This is a genomic window from Paenibacillus sp. J22FR5, from assembly GCF_059691975.1.
Genome location: NZ_JCAUAN010000050.1, coordinates 1 through 14,376, shown reverse-complemented (window position 1 = coordinate 14,376; position 14,376 = coordinate 1). Strand labels below are relative to the sequence as shown.

Annotated in this window: 13 protein-coding genes and 2 pseudogenes; 4 read left to right on the top strand and 11 right to left on the bottom strand. The window is 44.4% G+C overall.

Features of this window, described 5'->3' with window-relative positions:
- From AC58P7_RS32145 to AC58P7_RS32125, 5 genes and pseudogenes are all read right to left on the bottom strand, one after another.
- On the bottom strand, positions 1-963 hold the full coding sequence (locus AC58P7_RS32145; RefSeq protein WP_497350165.1) for an ABC transporter permease: 963 nt from the start codon (positions 961-963) through the stop codon (positions 1-3).
- Between the two features lie 220 nt (positions 964-1,183).
- Positions 1,184-2,719, bottom strand: a complete 1,536-nt coding sequence (locus AC58P7_RS32140) for a response regulator transcription factor (RefSeq protein ID WP_497350164.1) — start codon at positions 2,717-2,719, stop codon at positions 1,184-1,186.
- Positions 2,694-4,421, bottom strand: a complete 1,728-nt coding sequence (locus AC58P7_RS32135; protein WP_497350163.1) for a sensor histidine kinase — start codon at positions 4,419-4,421, stop codon at positions 2,694-2,696. The genes AC58P7_RS32140 and AC58P7_RS32135 overlap by 26 nt, the downstream gene beginning before the upstream one ends.
- A gap of 50 nt (positions 4,422-4,471) precedes the next feature.
- Entirely contained in the window at positions 4,472-5,254 is a 783-nt protein-coding gene (locus AC58P7_RS32130) for a sugar phosphate isomerase/epimerase family protein (protein ID WP_497350162.1), read from the bottom strand.
- Between the two features lie 707 nt (positions 5,255-5,961).
- A pseudogene (locus AC58P7_RS32125) lies at positions 5,962-6,459 on the bottom strand (L-arabinose isomerase); the annotation flags it as partial.
- Between the two features lie 3 nt (positions 6,460-6,462).
- Between AC58P7_RS32125 and AC58P7_RS32120 the strand changes: the two are divergent.
- Positions 6,463-7,328: pseudogene (locus AC58P7_RS32120) on the top strand (substrate-binding domain-containing protein); the annotation flags it as partial.
- Between the two features lie 135 nt (positions 7,329-7,463).
- Here the strand turns inward: AC58P7_RS32120 and AC58P7_RS32115 are convergent.
- The 3 genes from AC58P7_RS32115 to AC58P7_RS32105 are packed head-to-tail and all read right to left on the bottom strand — an operon-like array spanning position 7,464 to position 9,686.
- Positions 7,464-8,450 (bottom strand): hypothetical protein, encoded by a 987-nt coding sequence (locus AC58P7_RS32115; RefSeq protein ID WP_497350161.1) that lies wholly within the window; start codon positions 8,448-8,450, stop codon positions 7,464-7,466.
- Positions 8,451-8,460: 10 nt separating this feature from the next.
- Positions 8,461-9,213 (bottom strand): RNA polymerase sigma factor, encoded by a 753-nt coding sequence (locus AC58P7_RS32110; protein ID WP_497350160.1) that lies wholly within the window; start codon positions 9,211-9,213, stop codon positions 8,461-8,463.
- A 23-nt stretch (positions 9,214-9,236) separates the two neighbouring features.
- The gene (locus tag AC58P7_RS32105) at positions 9,237-9,686 is read right to left on the bottom strand and encodes a VOC family protein (protein WP_497350159.1); all 450 of its coding nucleotides are present in this window, start codon (positions 9,684-9,686) and stop codon (positions 9,237-9,239) included.
- A 237-nt stretch (positions 9,687-9,923) separates the two neighbouring features.
- On the opposite strand from AC58P7_RS32105, the gene AC58P7_RS32100 reads away from it, so the two are divergent.
- Together AC58P7_RS32100 and AC58P7_RS32095 are read left to right on the top strand one after the other, a co-directional pair.
- Positions 9,924-10,292: a hypothetical protein gene (locus AC58P7_RS32100; RefSeq protein ID WP_497350158.1), complete on the top strand. Its 369-nt coding sequence runs from the start codon at positions 9,924-9,926 to the stop codon at positions 10,290-10,292.
- Between the two features lie 25 nt (positions 10,293-10,317).
- Positions 10,318-10,740, top strand: a complete 423-nt coding sequence (locus AC58P7_RS32095; RefSeq protein ID WP_497350157.1) for a HipA family kinase — start codon at positions 10,318-10,320, stop codon at positions 10,738-10,740.
- Between the two features lie 319 nt (positions 10,741-11,059).
- On the opposite strand, the gene AC58P7_RS32090 is transcribed toward AC58P7_RS32095, so the two are convergent.
- Positions 11,060-11,629 (bottom strand): hypothetical protein, encoded by a 570-nt coding sequence (locus tag AC58P7_RS32090; protein ID WP_497350156.1) that lies wholly within the window; start codon positions 11,627-11,629, stop codon positions 11,060-11,062.
- A gap of 48 nt (positions 11,630-11,677) precedes the next feature.
- Positions 11,678-11,896 (bottom strand): hypothetical protein, encoded by a 219-nt coding sequence (locus AC58P7_RS32085; protein ID WP_497350155.1) that lies wholly within the window; start codon positions 11,894-11,896, stop codon positions 11,678-11,680.
- Positions 11,897-12,419: 523 nt separating this feature from the next.
- Here AC58P7_RS32085 and AC58P7_RS32080 point away from each other — a divergent pair.
- A complete protein-coding gene (locus AC58P7_RS32080) occupies positions 12,420-13,508 on the top strand; it encodes a stalk domain-containing protein (RefSeq protein ID WP_497350154.1) in 1,089 nt (362 codons plus the stop codon).
- Between the two features lie 61 nt (positions 13,509-13,569).
- On the opposite strand, the gene AC58P7_RS32075 is transcribed toward AC58P7_RS32080, so the two are convergent.
- Positions 13,570-14,010: a hypothetical protein gene (locus tag AC58P7_RS32075; protein ID WP_497350153.1), complete on the bottom strand. Its 441-nt coding sequence runs from the start codon at positions 14,008-14,010 to the stop codon at positions 13,570-13,572.
- Positions 14,011-14,376 lie beyond the last annotated feature (366 nt).

Below are 14,376 nucleotides of genomic sequence, written 5' to 3'. Positions count from 1 at the left end.
TTAAAACAGTGCACTGTCTTTATTAAACTTTCGTACAAGCAAATTCGCGCCAAGCACCAGGATAAATCCGCACAAAGATTGATACAAGCCAGCTGCAGATGACATCCCGATATCCCCCAGCATCAGAAATGACCGATAAACGTAAGTATCAATTACATTAGTTGTAGACATCAAAGCGCCTGCATCCAGCGGAACCTGGTAGAACAAACCAAAATCGGAGTAGAAAATGCGGCCGATTTGCAATAAGGTCATAATAATGATAACCGGCATAATCAGCGGTAGTGTGACATGACGAATCTGCGTCCATTTATTGGCGCCATCCACTGTGGCCGCCTCGTAGTATTCCGGATCAATGCCTATAATAGCGGCAAGATAGATGACACATAAGTACCCTGTATTTTTCCATACATTAACGATGTTGAGGATATAAGGCCAGTATTCAGACTTGCTGTACCAGTCAATTGGCTGAATATGGAGCAGTGGAAGAATAGTCTGGTTAATAAAGCCGTTATCCACACTAAGCAAAGCGAACACCAGATATCCGATAATAACCGATGAGATCAAATGCGGCAAAAGCACAACACTTTGATAAAAGCGGCTCAAGAGCTTCTTGCGGACCTCATTAAGCAGAATGGCGAGCGTCACGGCAAAGATCAAGTTTAAAATAATAAATCCCGCATTATAAAGCAGGGTGTTCCGCGTAATGATATAAGCGTCGGAGGTGCTGAACAAAAATTCAAAATTCTTGAAGCCTGCCCAATCGCTTCGAAGTACCCCCTTCGAATAATCCACTTCTTTAAACGCAATGATCGCGCCAATCATGGGAATAAAGTTGTTGATAATAAGATACGCTAGGCCGGGTATCATCATCATGTAAAGAGGAATGAATCTCTTCCTGCGTATCCATTTTTTCCGAACAGTATTCTCTATATTCACCTGTCCGCTTTTCACGATTGACTCCATCTGCTACACTTCCTTTTCATTATCTTAATAATGTTATCTTATCTCTTTTTATGTAATTGAATCTGCCACAAATCCGTTCGAAAACTAATAAAAAAACGGTATGATGTTAACTTTCATTACATGACACATGAAGAACGAGAAATAGCCCGAGAATTCCAACAATTCCTTGGAATGTTCGGGCCGATATTCATGCAATAAAGTTCAAATGACGCTTATGTCCCTATCGGGTTAACCGATGTTGTTTACGGAAATCCAAAGGACTAACCTGGCATTCCTTGCGAAAGATTTTGGCGAAGTAGGAGAAGTTACTATAGCCGATTGTGTCGGCGACCTTGCTTACAGGGAGATTCGTTTTCGCCAACAGCTCTTTTGCAAGCTTGATTTTTTCTCGCAGCATAAAGTCAGAGATGGAAATTCCCGTTTCTTTCTTAAAGAGCTTGCTCACGTAATCCGGTGTGAGATAAACATGCTGGGCTATATCTTCTCTGGATAACTCCTGTCCGATATTTTGCAGTACGAATGCCCGAACTCTTTCGATAACGTTCTGACGTTCGCTTAGAAGCCGAATATGTTCCGCTGATTTATCAAGCACATGATGCACCCAAGCTTGCAGATGCAACACAGACCGGGATGACGAGGCTCCCAGTTTGCGGGAAAACTCGTCAGCAAACATGAGAGATGCTTGTAGATTCTTCGTGTGAAGCACATGATACACCGTTTGCATAAATGCCTGATAAAATTCGGGAAGCACCTTACTATCCAGTTCCTGCTTCGATTTTAGTCGATCGAGGTATACATCGCTTTCCTGGCGGATGGACTCGAAGGACCCCTTCTTCAACATTTCCGACCAAGCCAACATATCCGGGATCGGGACATGTTCTTGGATGAATCCAGCATTCTTTATCTCGTGAACTGCGTTGGGACGTACGATAACGCCGCTTTCATCCGCATCGAACAGTCGGCGAATTTCATTGAAAATGGTCGCTTTGCTGCTGACACTTCCCACCCTGCACGAAATATCGCATTCTAGGCTCTCGTTGCAGATATGGATATATTCTTCAAAAAAACAGGTTAGCCGTTGTTCGTCCACTCTCAGGCTCTGCTCGCCTATAAAAACAACTAACCAACTTCTTTCCTTGACTCCAACTACGAAACCGTCCAAGCCAGAATCAACCATCAGTTTTTCCGCATCATGCCGAAGCTTTGATTCTCGTGCTAACTGCTCTGCAGCAGACAGTTCTCTTCTCCATCCCAGCAAGCCGATGAGTGCGGGAATGAATTGAATCTGTTCTGCGTAAGGAATTTCGTTTTCCTTTAATGATTCAATACTTTCCAGGCGGAAATGGCTGCTCGTCGCATGCGCCCAGAAGCGCGCACGATCAGATCTCCTTTTGTGGATGGCCTTACTGACGGCCTCCTCCAGCTCATGAACATGAAACGGCTTTAACATATAGTTTAGAATGCCTAACTGAAGAGCTTGTTGAGCGTACTGAAAATCCGCATGGCATGTTAAGAAAATAGTTTCAAGGCTTAGCCTCTGCGCTTTAACGTAAGCTAATAAATCCATACCGCTACCTTTAGGCATCTCAATATCGGAGATCATGATGTCGACCGGATACTGCTCCAATACTTTTTGCGCCTGTCTGATATTATAGGCGCAATGAATCTCGGTAACACCCAATCGCTCCCAGTCGAGGCTGATACGTATGGCCTGAACCGCATGTTGTTCATCATCGACTATGAGCACTTGATACATGATGTTCCTCCTTTTCTATAAAGGGCAGCACGATATCAACTCTTGCGCCGTCCTCATTGCAAAACCGGATGCTCGCTTCTCCCTTATACAAGTAATGCAGCCTTCGTTTGATATTGCCGATTCCAATATGCTCTCCTTCATCCGTTTCAAGAGATACGTTTGCTTCCAGCTTACGGAGTACTATTTCATCAAAACCTTCGCCGGAATCTTTAATAGTCATGTGCACAAAGCGGCCATCCGGAGATTCAAACAAACGGACCTGTAAATCAATATGGATCTGTTCATCAAGCGTGACGGCGTGCTTGATCGTATTTTCAATAAAGCTTTGAAATATTAGGGGAGGAACCAACATTCGCTCAGCATCCGAATCGATCGCAAATGCATAAGTCAAAGTATCTGGAAAACGAAGCTCTTGAATTTTTAAATAGTTGCGGCAATGCTCAATCTCTTCTCTCAATTGAACGAAGCGAAGGTTACTGCGGAACATGAATCGAAAATAGTGAACGAGCGATATCGACATTTCGCTGATCAACTGATAGTTTTTAGTCAGTGCTAGGCTGTTGATGATATTAAGAGAATTTAAAAAAAAATGCGGATTGATCTGTAACTGAAGATGCTTCAATTCAGCTCTTTGGGTGCTAAGTTTTTCTTCATACAAATCAATTTTCAACTCTTGAATTTGGGTGGCCATCTGATTAAAGGTCCAATTCATAAGATCGAACTCTCGCGTAATGGCATCGGATGGAATTCTGGCTTCCAGGTTACCGTTGTAAATCTGTTTCATGGCGGAAACAATCCTATGAACTGGACGAACAATCATTTTCCTCAATAAATACAGATACAGGAGAAAAACAATGATAGCGATATAAGGCATCGCGGAAGTTAGGAGAAAGAGAACAGGCAAATTCTCGACGACTTCGCTGTCCTTAATTGCTGCCACAAGCTCAAATTCACCCGAAACGGACTTTTGCTTAACAAACAAATATCCCTGATCTCCCTCAGTTGGATTGTTGAACCCATTACTAAGGTCCCCGATACTTTCACCGTTAATCGCAGCAAAATAAGCTTGTCCTCCCCGGCCCAAATTTAGCGTCATTATCGGCTTCATTAATCGATCAATGCTAACCACAGCCCCTATACTGACCTGCCCGGTTCGGATAACGTGCAGCAAAAAATGGTCATTCTGCCGACTGAACGGATACCATTCCATATTGTCAAAGGCCGAGAGCGCTTGAGAATCCTGCAGCAGTTCGCTCAAATTCGCCGTAATCCTGCTCCGATCAGCAACCGAATTACCAATCACCTGTGATGTCAGAAGCTCGTGGTTTGGCGCTGAATAGATAAAAAACATATCAATCATTGGGTAGTTATCGATATTTGACGAAATCATCTGATCCAACCTTAATCTCGCCATTTGATAGGACAGACCGCCTGTAGACTCGGGAAGTTCAAAATCAAGTAAATCCAAGTTTTTTGCTGCAGTTGTAAATAAATACTTGTCCACAAAGCCAAAATTCTCGTCGATTTGATTCATATAGAGTCTAATCGAATTTTTGGTAGACTCAGTCACTTGATCACGAACCAATTTGATTGCGTATAAATTGCTATAGAAAAGAAGCAAGATAATCGGAAAAATAACAAGGATTGGAATTATAACGAGTTTGAATCTTACCGAATGAACAATCTCTTTCAAGCGCGCCATACCTCTCCCCCTTACTCCCCAACCTCGAATCGTCCGTATGAGCGTTTGCGTTACCTAACGCTTCCATTTCGGAATAGCTGAGGATAATGATCTCGCAGCCATCTCACACTCGTTTCCACACATTCCATCGCAGGGTTTTTGCAAATGTCCTGTTCTACAATTAACCATTCTACGCCAGTTTCGGCTGCCGTTTCAATGATACTGGGCAAATCGACAATACCACGGCCAAGCTCCAACGTATTCATGCCACCGTTTTCCGAATATGAAAAATCTTTCAAATGTACGAGCGGCGTTCTACCCGCAAATCGATGCAAATACGCTGCAGGATCTCGTTTCACATAACGAACCCAAGCGGTATCTTGCTCGAGTTTCATCAGATCCGATGGAAGCTCGTCACACAGCGCATCGAACAATTCTTGCCCGTTATATTGATTTTCAAACTCAAATTGATGATTGTGATAAGCAAATTGAATTCCTCTTGTTGAGGCGGTTTGCGCGACACGACCAAAAAAAGAAAAATGCCGATCCCAATCTTTTCTGTCATCTACAGGAATGTTGGGACAGACAAGATAGGAGCCTTCAATGCTACTTATATAGTCCATCTCTTGCTCAAGATTGTCAACAAGGAGTGGATATCTCACATGGCTGCCTATGGCCGTTAAACCAAGTTCTTTCAGCATATGATTCATTTCTGTTGCAGGAATGTCCGAATAACCTGCGAATTCTACTCCTGTAAAACCAAGCTCGGCGACTTTATGCAGTACCCCCGCCATATCTTTCGCCGTTTCTTCACGCAATGTAAAAAGTTGAATACCCGCTTTTGGTCCTTTCATCTTTCCATCTCCCACTTTTTGTTGGTTGGCCAAGTAATGGATGAGAGCTGTCCCATCATCATCGGCGACGATAGCTGGACAGCTCTCCTCATATTTCCAAATCCGACACTTGTACGCCGCCGTATCCGCTTTTCACAATTGCCTCCATCGGCTACACTTCCTTTTCATTAACTAAATAATGGTATCTTATCACCATTTATGTAGTTAAATCCGCCACAAATCCGTCCAAATACTAATAAAAAAACGGCATCGTGTAAACTTTCATTACATGATAAAATACAAACACTTCACTTCCATCTTCAAATCCAGGAAAACCGTTTTGCTAATATTAGCTTTGATTCTAGTCGATCAGGTCTTGAAGATGGCAGTTTGTGTCGATGATTTTGAATATCGCTGGGCTGCGTACGGTTCTCCGTAACATTTATAAATCGAAATAGAACAAAATCGAACAGCCTCTTTTATGAACTCGCAAACCATTTGCACTAATGACTTATCTGATCTTACTTATGAGGTTAAGGTTATTCTGAAAAACAAAAAAACCGTTTCTTAGTAAATAGAATTACCTATTTACGAAAGAAACGGTTTTTACAATTTTGCTCAAGGAAGCGGCGACGTCCCCCTGTCCAGCTTCTCCTTGTCGGGATCCGCCATCAGTTCTGAACTCCTCGATTGTCTCGGGTCCGCCTTCTATTCGCCTTAATTATAGACTACTTAATAACGACGTATTCCAAGTTAACCAGCTTGGCATAGGTCACGATTTGGTCTGTCGTCAGGTTCAAGGAAACGACAGTATGGTGGCCGCCACCATTCTCTATCCAGGCTTTTACCCCATCCTGGAAGTTCGACTTCACGCTCCAGAGTACACGAGTCACGGGAAGCATAGGAGCCGGAACCGTCGGCTCGAATGCGGAAACCTCGTTGATCAGCAATTTATAATGAGAGCCGAAGTCCGCAATGGATACGACGACGCCTTCTCCGGCTTTACCGTCGAATACCAGACGCGCCGGATCTTCACGATCGCCGATTCCGAGTGGGGAAACAATGATTGTCGGCTTGTTGCTTGCCAAGGTCGGATCTACCTCGAGCATATGGGATTGCAGGATCGCTTCCTGACCAGCCGCCATCTCGTAAGTGTAATCCTCCATAAAGCCTGTGTTTTGATTGCAGCTCATCACTTTCAGCAAGCGATCGAGCGCGGCCGTCTTCCGGGTGGGAAAGCCATGAATAAAACGATTGGCGTTATCACAACCTATATCTCGGATTACATCTTTCCCTCCATTTTCCGCGGCATTGAAAGCCGATTAAATGAATATAACTATTCCTTGCTGTTTGCCAGTACAAATAACGATATCTCCCAGGAAAAAAAGGCGTTAGAAATGATACTATCCTTCGGCGTGGATGGACTGATTATAGAACCTTCCTGAAGCAATGTATACAACCCCAATATCGCTTACTACCTGTCTTTTAAAGAGCAGGAGGTTCCGTTCACGATGATCAATGCCTATTATGAAGAGTTGGAAGTTCCTTTCTTCTGTCTGGATGACGTGCAGTCCAGCTATCTAGCAACTCTGGAGCTGATTGCCAAAGGACATACCCAGATCGGCATCATCACGAAAATGGATGATTTGCAAGGGAAGTATAGAATGAAGGGATTTATCAAGGCTCTTAGGGAAGCCACATTACGGTTCCAGCAAGAGCATGTGCTTTCTTTCGATACGGCGACGAAGTCGGACCTGTCCGCTAACTTGGAAGTGTATCTGAACGACAACGGGATGACTTGACTGCGCTTGTGTGTTACAACGACGAGGTAGGCTTGGAAGTCGTACATGTCTGCAGAAAACTGAGTATCTCTATTCCAGACGAGCTATCCATCATTGGCCAGGACAATTCATATATCGCCAAAAACGCGAATATCAAACTAACAACGCTGACCCACCCCCAAGAACAAATGGGACGCGACGCAGCGGACTGGGTCATTAAGAATTTACAAGGCAAAAAAGACTTGCCCACCAACACCTACTACCAGCCCGTATTAATTGAGGGCGAAACCGTAAAAGCGATCGAAGTGGAATAGTCATGGACTGTGTTATTATTTATGGTACGGTTCACCGCGCTGTCTGTAACGGCAAGTTTAAGGGCCATCCTATGCGGATGGCCATTTTTGAGCTTGCTCTATTCAACAATCATTCACGTTAGCACCTTAACTTCATTACAAATCATAATACATTCGAGCCAGGTACCGAAGCCCCTGCTCCTCCGACGCCTTGGCTCGTTGCAGCAATCGAATAGCCGTCTCCGCAGCCCCGGAATCAGATGGGTCGCCACCATGCGGAAAAGGAAAGCGCTCATGCAACTCCCCAAGCGCAGAGGCAACCTCCGCATAGTGCCTCGCTGCCTCCTCCGCCGAAGCGGCCATATGGCCCGAGTCGAAGCCGTAGCCGCCGTGCCGCTTTGGCTCCGCTAACACTCCATAGCGAAAACGATCCCGCACTTCATTCAGGAATTGCACCGCGAACCGCCTCGCGTCATAGACATAGAGTGCGTTGTAGCTGTTTCCGAGTGGGTCGGCTGACCGCGTTTCGAAAGCCCGTATCCAGGCATCATAGGCAGCAAGCCCCGGTCTGAATTCGGTTATCCCGTCCTCTGGATATCGTCCGTGGGTCAAAGCCGTTGCGAGCGCTCGACTTAAAGAGTCCACATAGTCGAATTCCTTCTCCTTGACAATTGTAAGTGTCATAATGTGACCGCGGGAGAGCTTCTCGTAAGGAACCGTACCTTCATGCTCGCGATCTTTTGCATGGAACAACTGCCGTTCGTCGTTGTAGCCGTAGACGACAGCAAAATCCCCGCCAAACAGATCCCAAACGATGGCAGGAACATCTCGGTCAAGGGTTCGATGAATATGTCCGAGAGCAATCTCTACATGCTCTGGAGGGATTGGATCTATAATCGGGTCGAAGCACACCGCTTCGAATCCCAAATTTTCGACCGCCCTTCTATAGAAGGAGCCCCACACATGAGACGTCGGCCCGTAAAGTCCCGCCTTTTCGTCCACACGAATGCGGAATGCGTGCGAGGTCAGACCCATAACATCAATGAGTGAGAGGTCCTTTCGTACCGTGTATTGCAGCATGGCATGAATACATTGTGCGATCGAGGACCGTGTGCTCTTCAGGTCCGGACTTACTGTTTCCATATCCACGTCATCACCCTTTCAAAAAGATTTTGCCCGGGTCCAGCAGAACCCGCGCAGGCTTCGCCTCTTGTCTTCTACGTTCGACGTACCCACGGATGCAGATGCGAATGCGCTCCTGGCGTACTTTCACACGCGCTCGCGATAGGTGATTGTACACGCTGCTCGCTGTCGTTCCGAAGAGAATGGCAATCTCGTTCGGCGACAACTCCCGGAAAAAGTGGGCCTCAAAAATTCCTCTCTCCTTCTCGGTCAAGCAGCTCAGCAGTTCACGGAATGTCTCAAACACTTCACGCCTAGTGATAACCTCGGCCGGGTCGAGACCCACGCCCCCATTGTAGTCAATCTTTTTACTCAGCCTCACCAAGAGCTCATCAATATGCCCGCCCGGTTCCCTCTCCTCCTCGGCGGTTACAAATCCCGAGAACGGCCGCTCCTTGCCGTAGGGACCGCCTCTTCTAAGCTTCATGTGCACTTGATTGCGCACAATGGTTTTCAGCCATGGCCGGAATCGGCGGCTATCCAGTAGTTGGCCAAGCTGCAGGAAAGCGCGAATCAGCGCTTCCTGCACAATGTCTTCGGCGAGATGGCCGTCGCGTGTCAATCTTGCCGCCCATCCGTACGCCCTCGCCCGATGCCGACGAACAAGCTCGCCGAACGCTTCGTTGCTTCCTTCACGTGCCGCATCGACAAGCACCCGGTCGGGCCGTTCCCCCTCCTCTTGCACAACTTCCCTGTCCGCTAGAACTCCCGCCGTAACCCACATGGCCTAATTCTCCTTTCCTCCAACTACTTGCCGCTCCGCAAAAACTCCTTCTTATAATCGTCCTTCGGGTCCCATTGTGACCAAGCCGCTTCGAGCAAATTGCCATCAGGATCACGGAAATAGAAATACTTCGCCTCTCCTTTACCAAGCGTCATCAGCGGTCCGGGATTGATCCCGTCCTCGGAAAGCCGACAGTGAGTGTACTCTATGTCCGGGCAGTTCAATGCCATAATAGGGAATGGGGCTCCATTCCTTGTGATTGCCAACGGTTTCCGATCCTCAGTTTCAATTAGCAGTAGCGCGATTGAGTGCTGATGTGGATGATGCAATACCGCGATGAACGAGCCTCTGTCCTGAAACTTGTTAATCAGCCGAAAATCTAAATGGCGAGTATACCATTCAATCGATTCATTGACTCGCGTAGTCGGAATATAGACATATCCGATACGGCTAAATTTGAACGCTTCTTCCATTTCGACACACTCCTTGATAATCTATTCGTTATCTAGATGCCAAAGCCCCTACGGCTTCTATCCTCACTACGAAAAAAAATCCTTTGGTATTGAAATACATATTCAACACTAACCTGCCCGTTGTGCCCGTTAGCTTAAAATCTGAATCAAGTAAAATTTCTTACTTGTATTATATTCGTGAACCAGTACTAGACCCCTTTTCGAGGGGTCATTTTCATTTTCAGGAGGGACGTAAGAATGAGGATCATCAAGTTTCAGCAGGACTTTGACGTCCTGCACCGCGCCGGTGCACTTCCGGCGGCACTCCTCGGTAAGGTCGAGGATTACTTCAACCAACTCAAGGTTGAACTGCAAGACGAAACGGAGAGCGAATTTCGTTTGGGTAGGCAAGGCTACATCGTCATTCTCGAAGCGGGGGACAACGTCAATGACCTCGGCAACGTCGGGCTGAGCCGCGAAGATGGCGGGCTCTTGGGTAGTTGCCCCGAATACGTCGAACTACTCGACGTCGGTGAAGGGCTTCAGGCGTACAAAATCGCGGTGCTGTACGACAACGACTACTTGATTTTGCAGAGGCCTCTCGAAGGAACCTCATCATCCGACTAAAACGGATATCAAAAATTACCAGGTATTGGCCGGAATTTTCGTATTCGACCATTGGGTGCATAACTCTGACCGTACAAAAAGCAACATTCTTCTGGAGCGGCTGCCGGAAGGCAAATATGATATTCATATGATCGATCACGGGAAATGTTTTCCGGGAGGATATAAATGGAACAAAGCAACATTGCAAAAGCACGATAAGTTTAAGAAGGATTCTATCGTTCATATTTGGACTGTGGACATGCTTAAAGATCCATCGATACTCTCTTCCTATATTGAACAGATCCTTGCTTTACCGGAAGCCCTTATTGAAGAAGTGATTCGGGAAATTCCTGGGGATTGGGGTGTGCCGATTCAAGACAGAGAGGCCCTTGTTACTTTTCTCAAAGTACAAAAAAAACATTTGCCGATTCGTTGTATCAATTTGCGAAAAAATATGGAAGGGGCTTAATTTCTTGACGGTGGCGTTACCACGCTAAACTACCCTGTACTCAAAGTCCTTGTAGATCTCCTGATTCTTTTTATGAAATAAGTGGATTTGCTCAGTAAGTTCGAAATATGGCAATGTCCCTTGTTTCCATTCCAAAAACGATTGATACAATGGCTCCAAGGCTTGTTCAGTTACCAATTTGTGATACTCATCAAGAAATTCACGTTCTTGCTGTTTTTTTGTTTAGAATTAAACTTGCTCTCCACCTTGTTAATCTCCTTATTCAGTATTTACCTATTGTTATGCGTTAGCTCAATGGACAACGTTTTTGACCTGAAGTTCATTTGTATTGCCCCTTAACCGCTGGTAGCTGCTTAAACATGTCTTTAGCTTGCACAATTTCGATAATTGCTTTTGCCAGTTTAGTCATCATTTTACCATCTTCGCTATTATCACATTCTGTCCAATGATAATGACGCTTTCCACTGTTGATATTAACAGTTAAATCATAACTTACATATGGTTTTCTATTGCATTGGTTGGATAATTGTTTCTCACCTAAGTAATTGGCAAGAACCATTTCTTTATATATTTTTTGGCGGTCTTCATTAATAAATTGAAAATCACTAACCTCGGTTACTTCCCCATTTTGGAGGTCTTTAACCAGCTTTTTATTGATTGTATTTATTTCATTTTTTTGGTTTACTCCATACCTTAAATCAAATTCAAAAGTGTCTTGCTTCTCCACATCAAATGGTATTTGGAGAACTTCAATTTCTTTTCTATCTCCATCACACCCCGATAGAGTATATTTCAGGAATTTATCAGTTTCGATTCTTTCTAACTTTGCACAATTGTATGTTTTTACTTCTGGCGAACCGAATTTGTCTTGTGTTGTATCATATCGCATTTCATACTTATTATCGTTATATTTTAAGTCGTTGAAGATCGGATCTCCCTAAATGGTGTAATGAACCACTCGTTGGGTACTGCTTGTTTTATTAATAAAAGCATCCAACTTTTCACGATTCTTCACGATTATTCCGTGGCTATTTATAACATCTTCCTTCTCATTGATTTTGTAGCTGATTTCCTTGCCTCCATTTGTTCGTTGTTTAGAACAACCTACTATCATCGAGAGCACCATTAGAACGATCATAAAATTGATTAGTTTCATTAATCAGGAAACCTCCTTGTAAAGCCAAATATTAATGCATCTATGTTACGAACGCATTATCTTGGGCGAATGTTTCATTGCATGCATTCTAATACCTACTCCTCCCTAATCTATACGTTACTCGAACAGGCTGCCAAGTATGCCGGCAGCCCGAGTTACTATTTCGCTATCGTTCCTCGTTACTTTAATGAACTCCAAAGAGGAATCTGCTAAGACTTTTTTATTTAACACTTTATTTGGAAGGTGATACGCCTGCTAGACTGTTGTTTGACACAGCTGCAGATGGTAAAGCTAAGAGCTACGGATCTGCGACATATAAAGGTACCACGCTGCATATCGAAGATCTGCTAGAGTAGTAAAATAGACCTCTGACCTTATCCAACTGGATGGGGTCAAAGGTCTATTTTTCATAAATCTTACAAGATAATTTCGAACAACTGCAACCTATTCGAAATAACCTCCGTCTGATGGATTGTCAACATGATTGACGCTAGATTTTAAACATCGGAAGGAGATTTATGATATGAAAAAGAAACTTACAGTAATTTTAACGTTGGCTGGGATACTCGGCACAACAGCTGCAGTCGGAGCTGAGGATTTCGTAGAAAAGGTTACAGGTTACCTACAAAAAGATGTAAAGATTCTTGTTAACGGACAAGACAGCAAGCTAACGCCTGTCTATATTGATGGAAAAGCATACCTCCCCGTACGCGACGCTGCGACTCAGCTTGGATATACGGTAAATTACGATGAAGCGAACAAAGAGATTGAGCTAGACCAAGCGGAAGTGGCTGACCTGATGCGTTCATCCGGTGTGATCGTAAGCGTACAAGCTAAGGAAGACGGTAATACTCGCATTGAGCTGCTCGGCAGCACATGGGTCATTTTAACCGTAGACAAATCGACTGCCATCAAGAGCCTAGACGGTAAAACGCTAACTGCAGCCGATCTTAAAGCCGGTACTCAAATCGACGCCGAGTTCGGACCAGCAATGGCGATGAGCTATCCGGGTCAAGCGCAAGCTGTAAGCATTAACGTTCACGCAGATCGCACGGTCAAAGAAGATACAATCAAAGAAGTGAAACATACAGATGATGGCTGGCAAGTTCAATTAGGCGACAATTTGGTACTTAACGGCGGTAAAGAAACTCGCGTCATGACGTCTCAAGGTGAATCCGTGAATTGGGAAGACCTGAAAGCCGGCACGAAAGTAAAAGCCTACTATGGTCCATTTGAAACGAAAAGCCTACCTCCACAAAGCCCTGTGTACCTTCTCGTTGTTCAGGCTCAATCGTCTGTAACAACCTCACCGAAAATGCCGCCAGAGACAGCGCAGGAATACCGTAACTTGGCATGGGCGCAAGTAAAAGAGCAAGCGTCCCATATTACAACGAAGCAAGACGAAGCAGCCGTTCAAATCGTTTCCTCTAAAGAGGTTGGCGTATTGGCTTCCACAGACGAACAGAAGAAATTGCTCGCAGACGTTCAAGCTGCGAACGGCAATTTCCTGACGGTTACTTACAACACAGATCAAGATGAGCTGCTTGGACCGTTGACGGCCGTGTTCGATTTCAACACAAAAACTTTTATCGGCTTCAACGCTAGAAGATAAACATTCAAAAGCACCCGGAAATAATTCCGGGTGCTTTCTTCCATATAAGAATAAATCGAAACTACTTCCCCTTTAAAAGTGGATTTACAAATATAATTTCATTTACCAAGGACCTGTTCCCAACCCACTTATCTTCCATCCATTCGCGTATTTCTTCATTGTCAGCATAACGGGTATCTTTTCCATCAGGGTTGTTGAACGCCTCGTTTTTCCATTGAATCTTTAAATATACTTGAACAACAACTTCCGATAAGTTTGAAAAGTCTTGAAGCTCTTTTTGGGTTTCGTGATCAAGAAGTTTATAAGATGTGGGTGTAGCAATAATGATATTCGATACAATAGAATTGTTTTCTCCAAATCCAGAGTTGTATAACTTATCCTCACATAGGTTTACTGTCAACATTTCCAACATTCGCTGGAGATCCAAGCATGCATTAGCTCTTGTTGTATTTTTGTTTTCAATCGCATCAAAGAAGGCGCTCACTACTTCGGTAGGCTTCATACCTACCAGGTCCTTGTTAGAACTATCATTAGTAAATATCCCATCATTAGTGTAGAAGAAGTGATTTGATTAATTCTTTCATTTTGAGTAAAATGCATCTTGTAGTCTCCTTGATATTGTTTTTGGATCCGTTCGCTGGCCAGCATCTAGGACCCATGAACATCATACCAAGGAGTCTTTTTGTTTTTCAAACCTCGTATTTCTACATAATAGGAATGCTGCCCTTTAGTTTAATAGTAAAAAGAGACCCTCAGCATGAACTGTAACCCGAAAGATAGACACTTTGAAAAAAAGTGCCCGTCTTTCGGGTTTTTGTGTTTTAATCTAATAACAACTACGAATGAGGTCATATTCATCATGTCTATA

What these genes read in the sequence shown, in the direction of transcription:
- AC58P7_RS32145 (WP_497350165.1), bottom strand. Translation starts at nt 963, where the DNA reads ATGGAGTCAATCGTGAAAAGCGGACAGGTGAATATAGAGAATACTGTT.
- AC58P7_RS32140 (WP_497350164.1), bottom strand. Translation starts at nt 2,719, where the DNA reads ATGTATCAAGTGCTCATAGTCGATGATGAACAACATGCGGTTCAGGCC.
- AC58P7_RS32135 (WP_497350163.1), bottom strand. Translation starts at nt 4,421, where the DNA reads ATGGCGCGCTTGAAAGAGATTGTTCATTCGGTAAGATTCAAACTCGTT.
- AC58P7_RS32130 (WP_497350162.1), bottom strand. Translation starts at nt 5,254, where the DNA reads ATGAAAGGACCAAAAGCGGGTATTCAACTTTTTACATTGCGTGAAGAA.
- AC58P7_RS32115 (WP_497350161.1), bottom strand. Translation starts at nt 8,450, where the DNA reads ATGGAAACAGTAAGTCCGGACCTGAAGAGCACACGGTCCTCGATCGCA.
- AC58P7_RS32110 (WP_497350160.1), bottom strand. Translation starts at nt 9,213, where the DNA reads ATGTGGGTTACGGCGGGAGTTCTAGCGGACAGGGAAGTTGTGCAAGAG.
- AC58P7_RS32105 (WP_497350159.1), bottom strand. Translation starts at nt 9,686, where the DNA reads ATGGAAGAAGCGTTCAAATTTAGCCGTATCGGATATGTCTATATTCCG.
- AC58P7_RS32100 (WP_497350158.1), top strand. Translation starts at nt 9,924, where the DNA reads ATGAGGATCATCAAGTTTCAGCAGGACTTTGACGTCCTGCACCGCGCC.
- AC58P7_RS32090 (WP_497350156.1), bottom strand. Translation starts at nt 11,629, where the DNA reads ATGCGATATGATACAACACAAGACAAATTCGGTTCGCCAGAAGTAAAA.
- AC58P7_RS32085 (WP_497350155.1), bottom strand. Translation starts at nt 11,896, where the DNA reads ATGAAACTAATCAATTTTATGATCGTTCTAATGGTGCTCTCGATGATA.
- AC58P7_RS32080 (WP_497350154.1), top strand. Translation starts at nt 12,420, where the DNA reads ATGAAAAAGAAACTTACAGTAATTTTAACGTTGGCTGGGATACTCGGC.
- AC58P7_RS32075 (WP_497350153.1), bottom strand. Translation starts at nt 14,010, where the DNA reads ATGAAGCCTACCGAAGTAGTGAGCGCCTTCTTTGATGCGATTGAAAAC.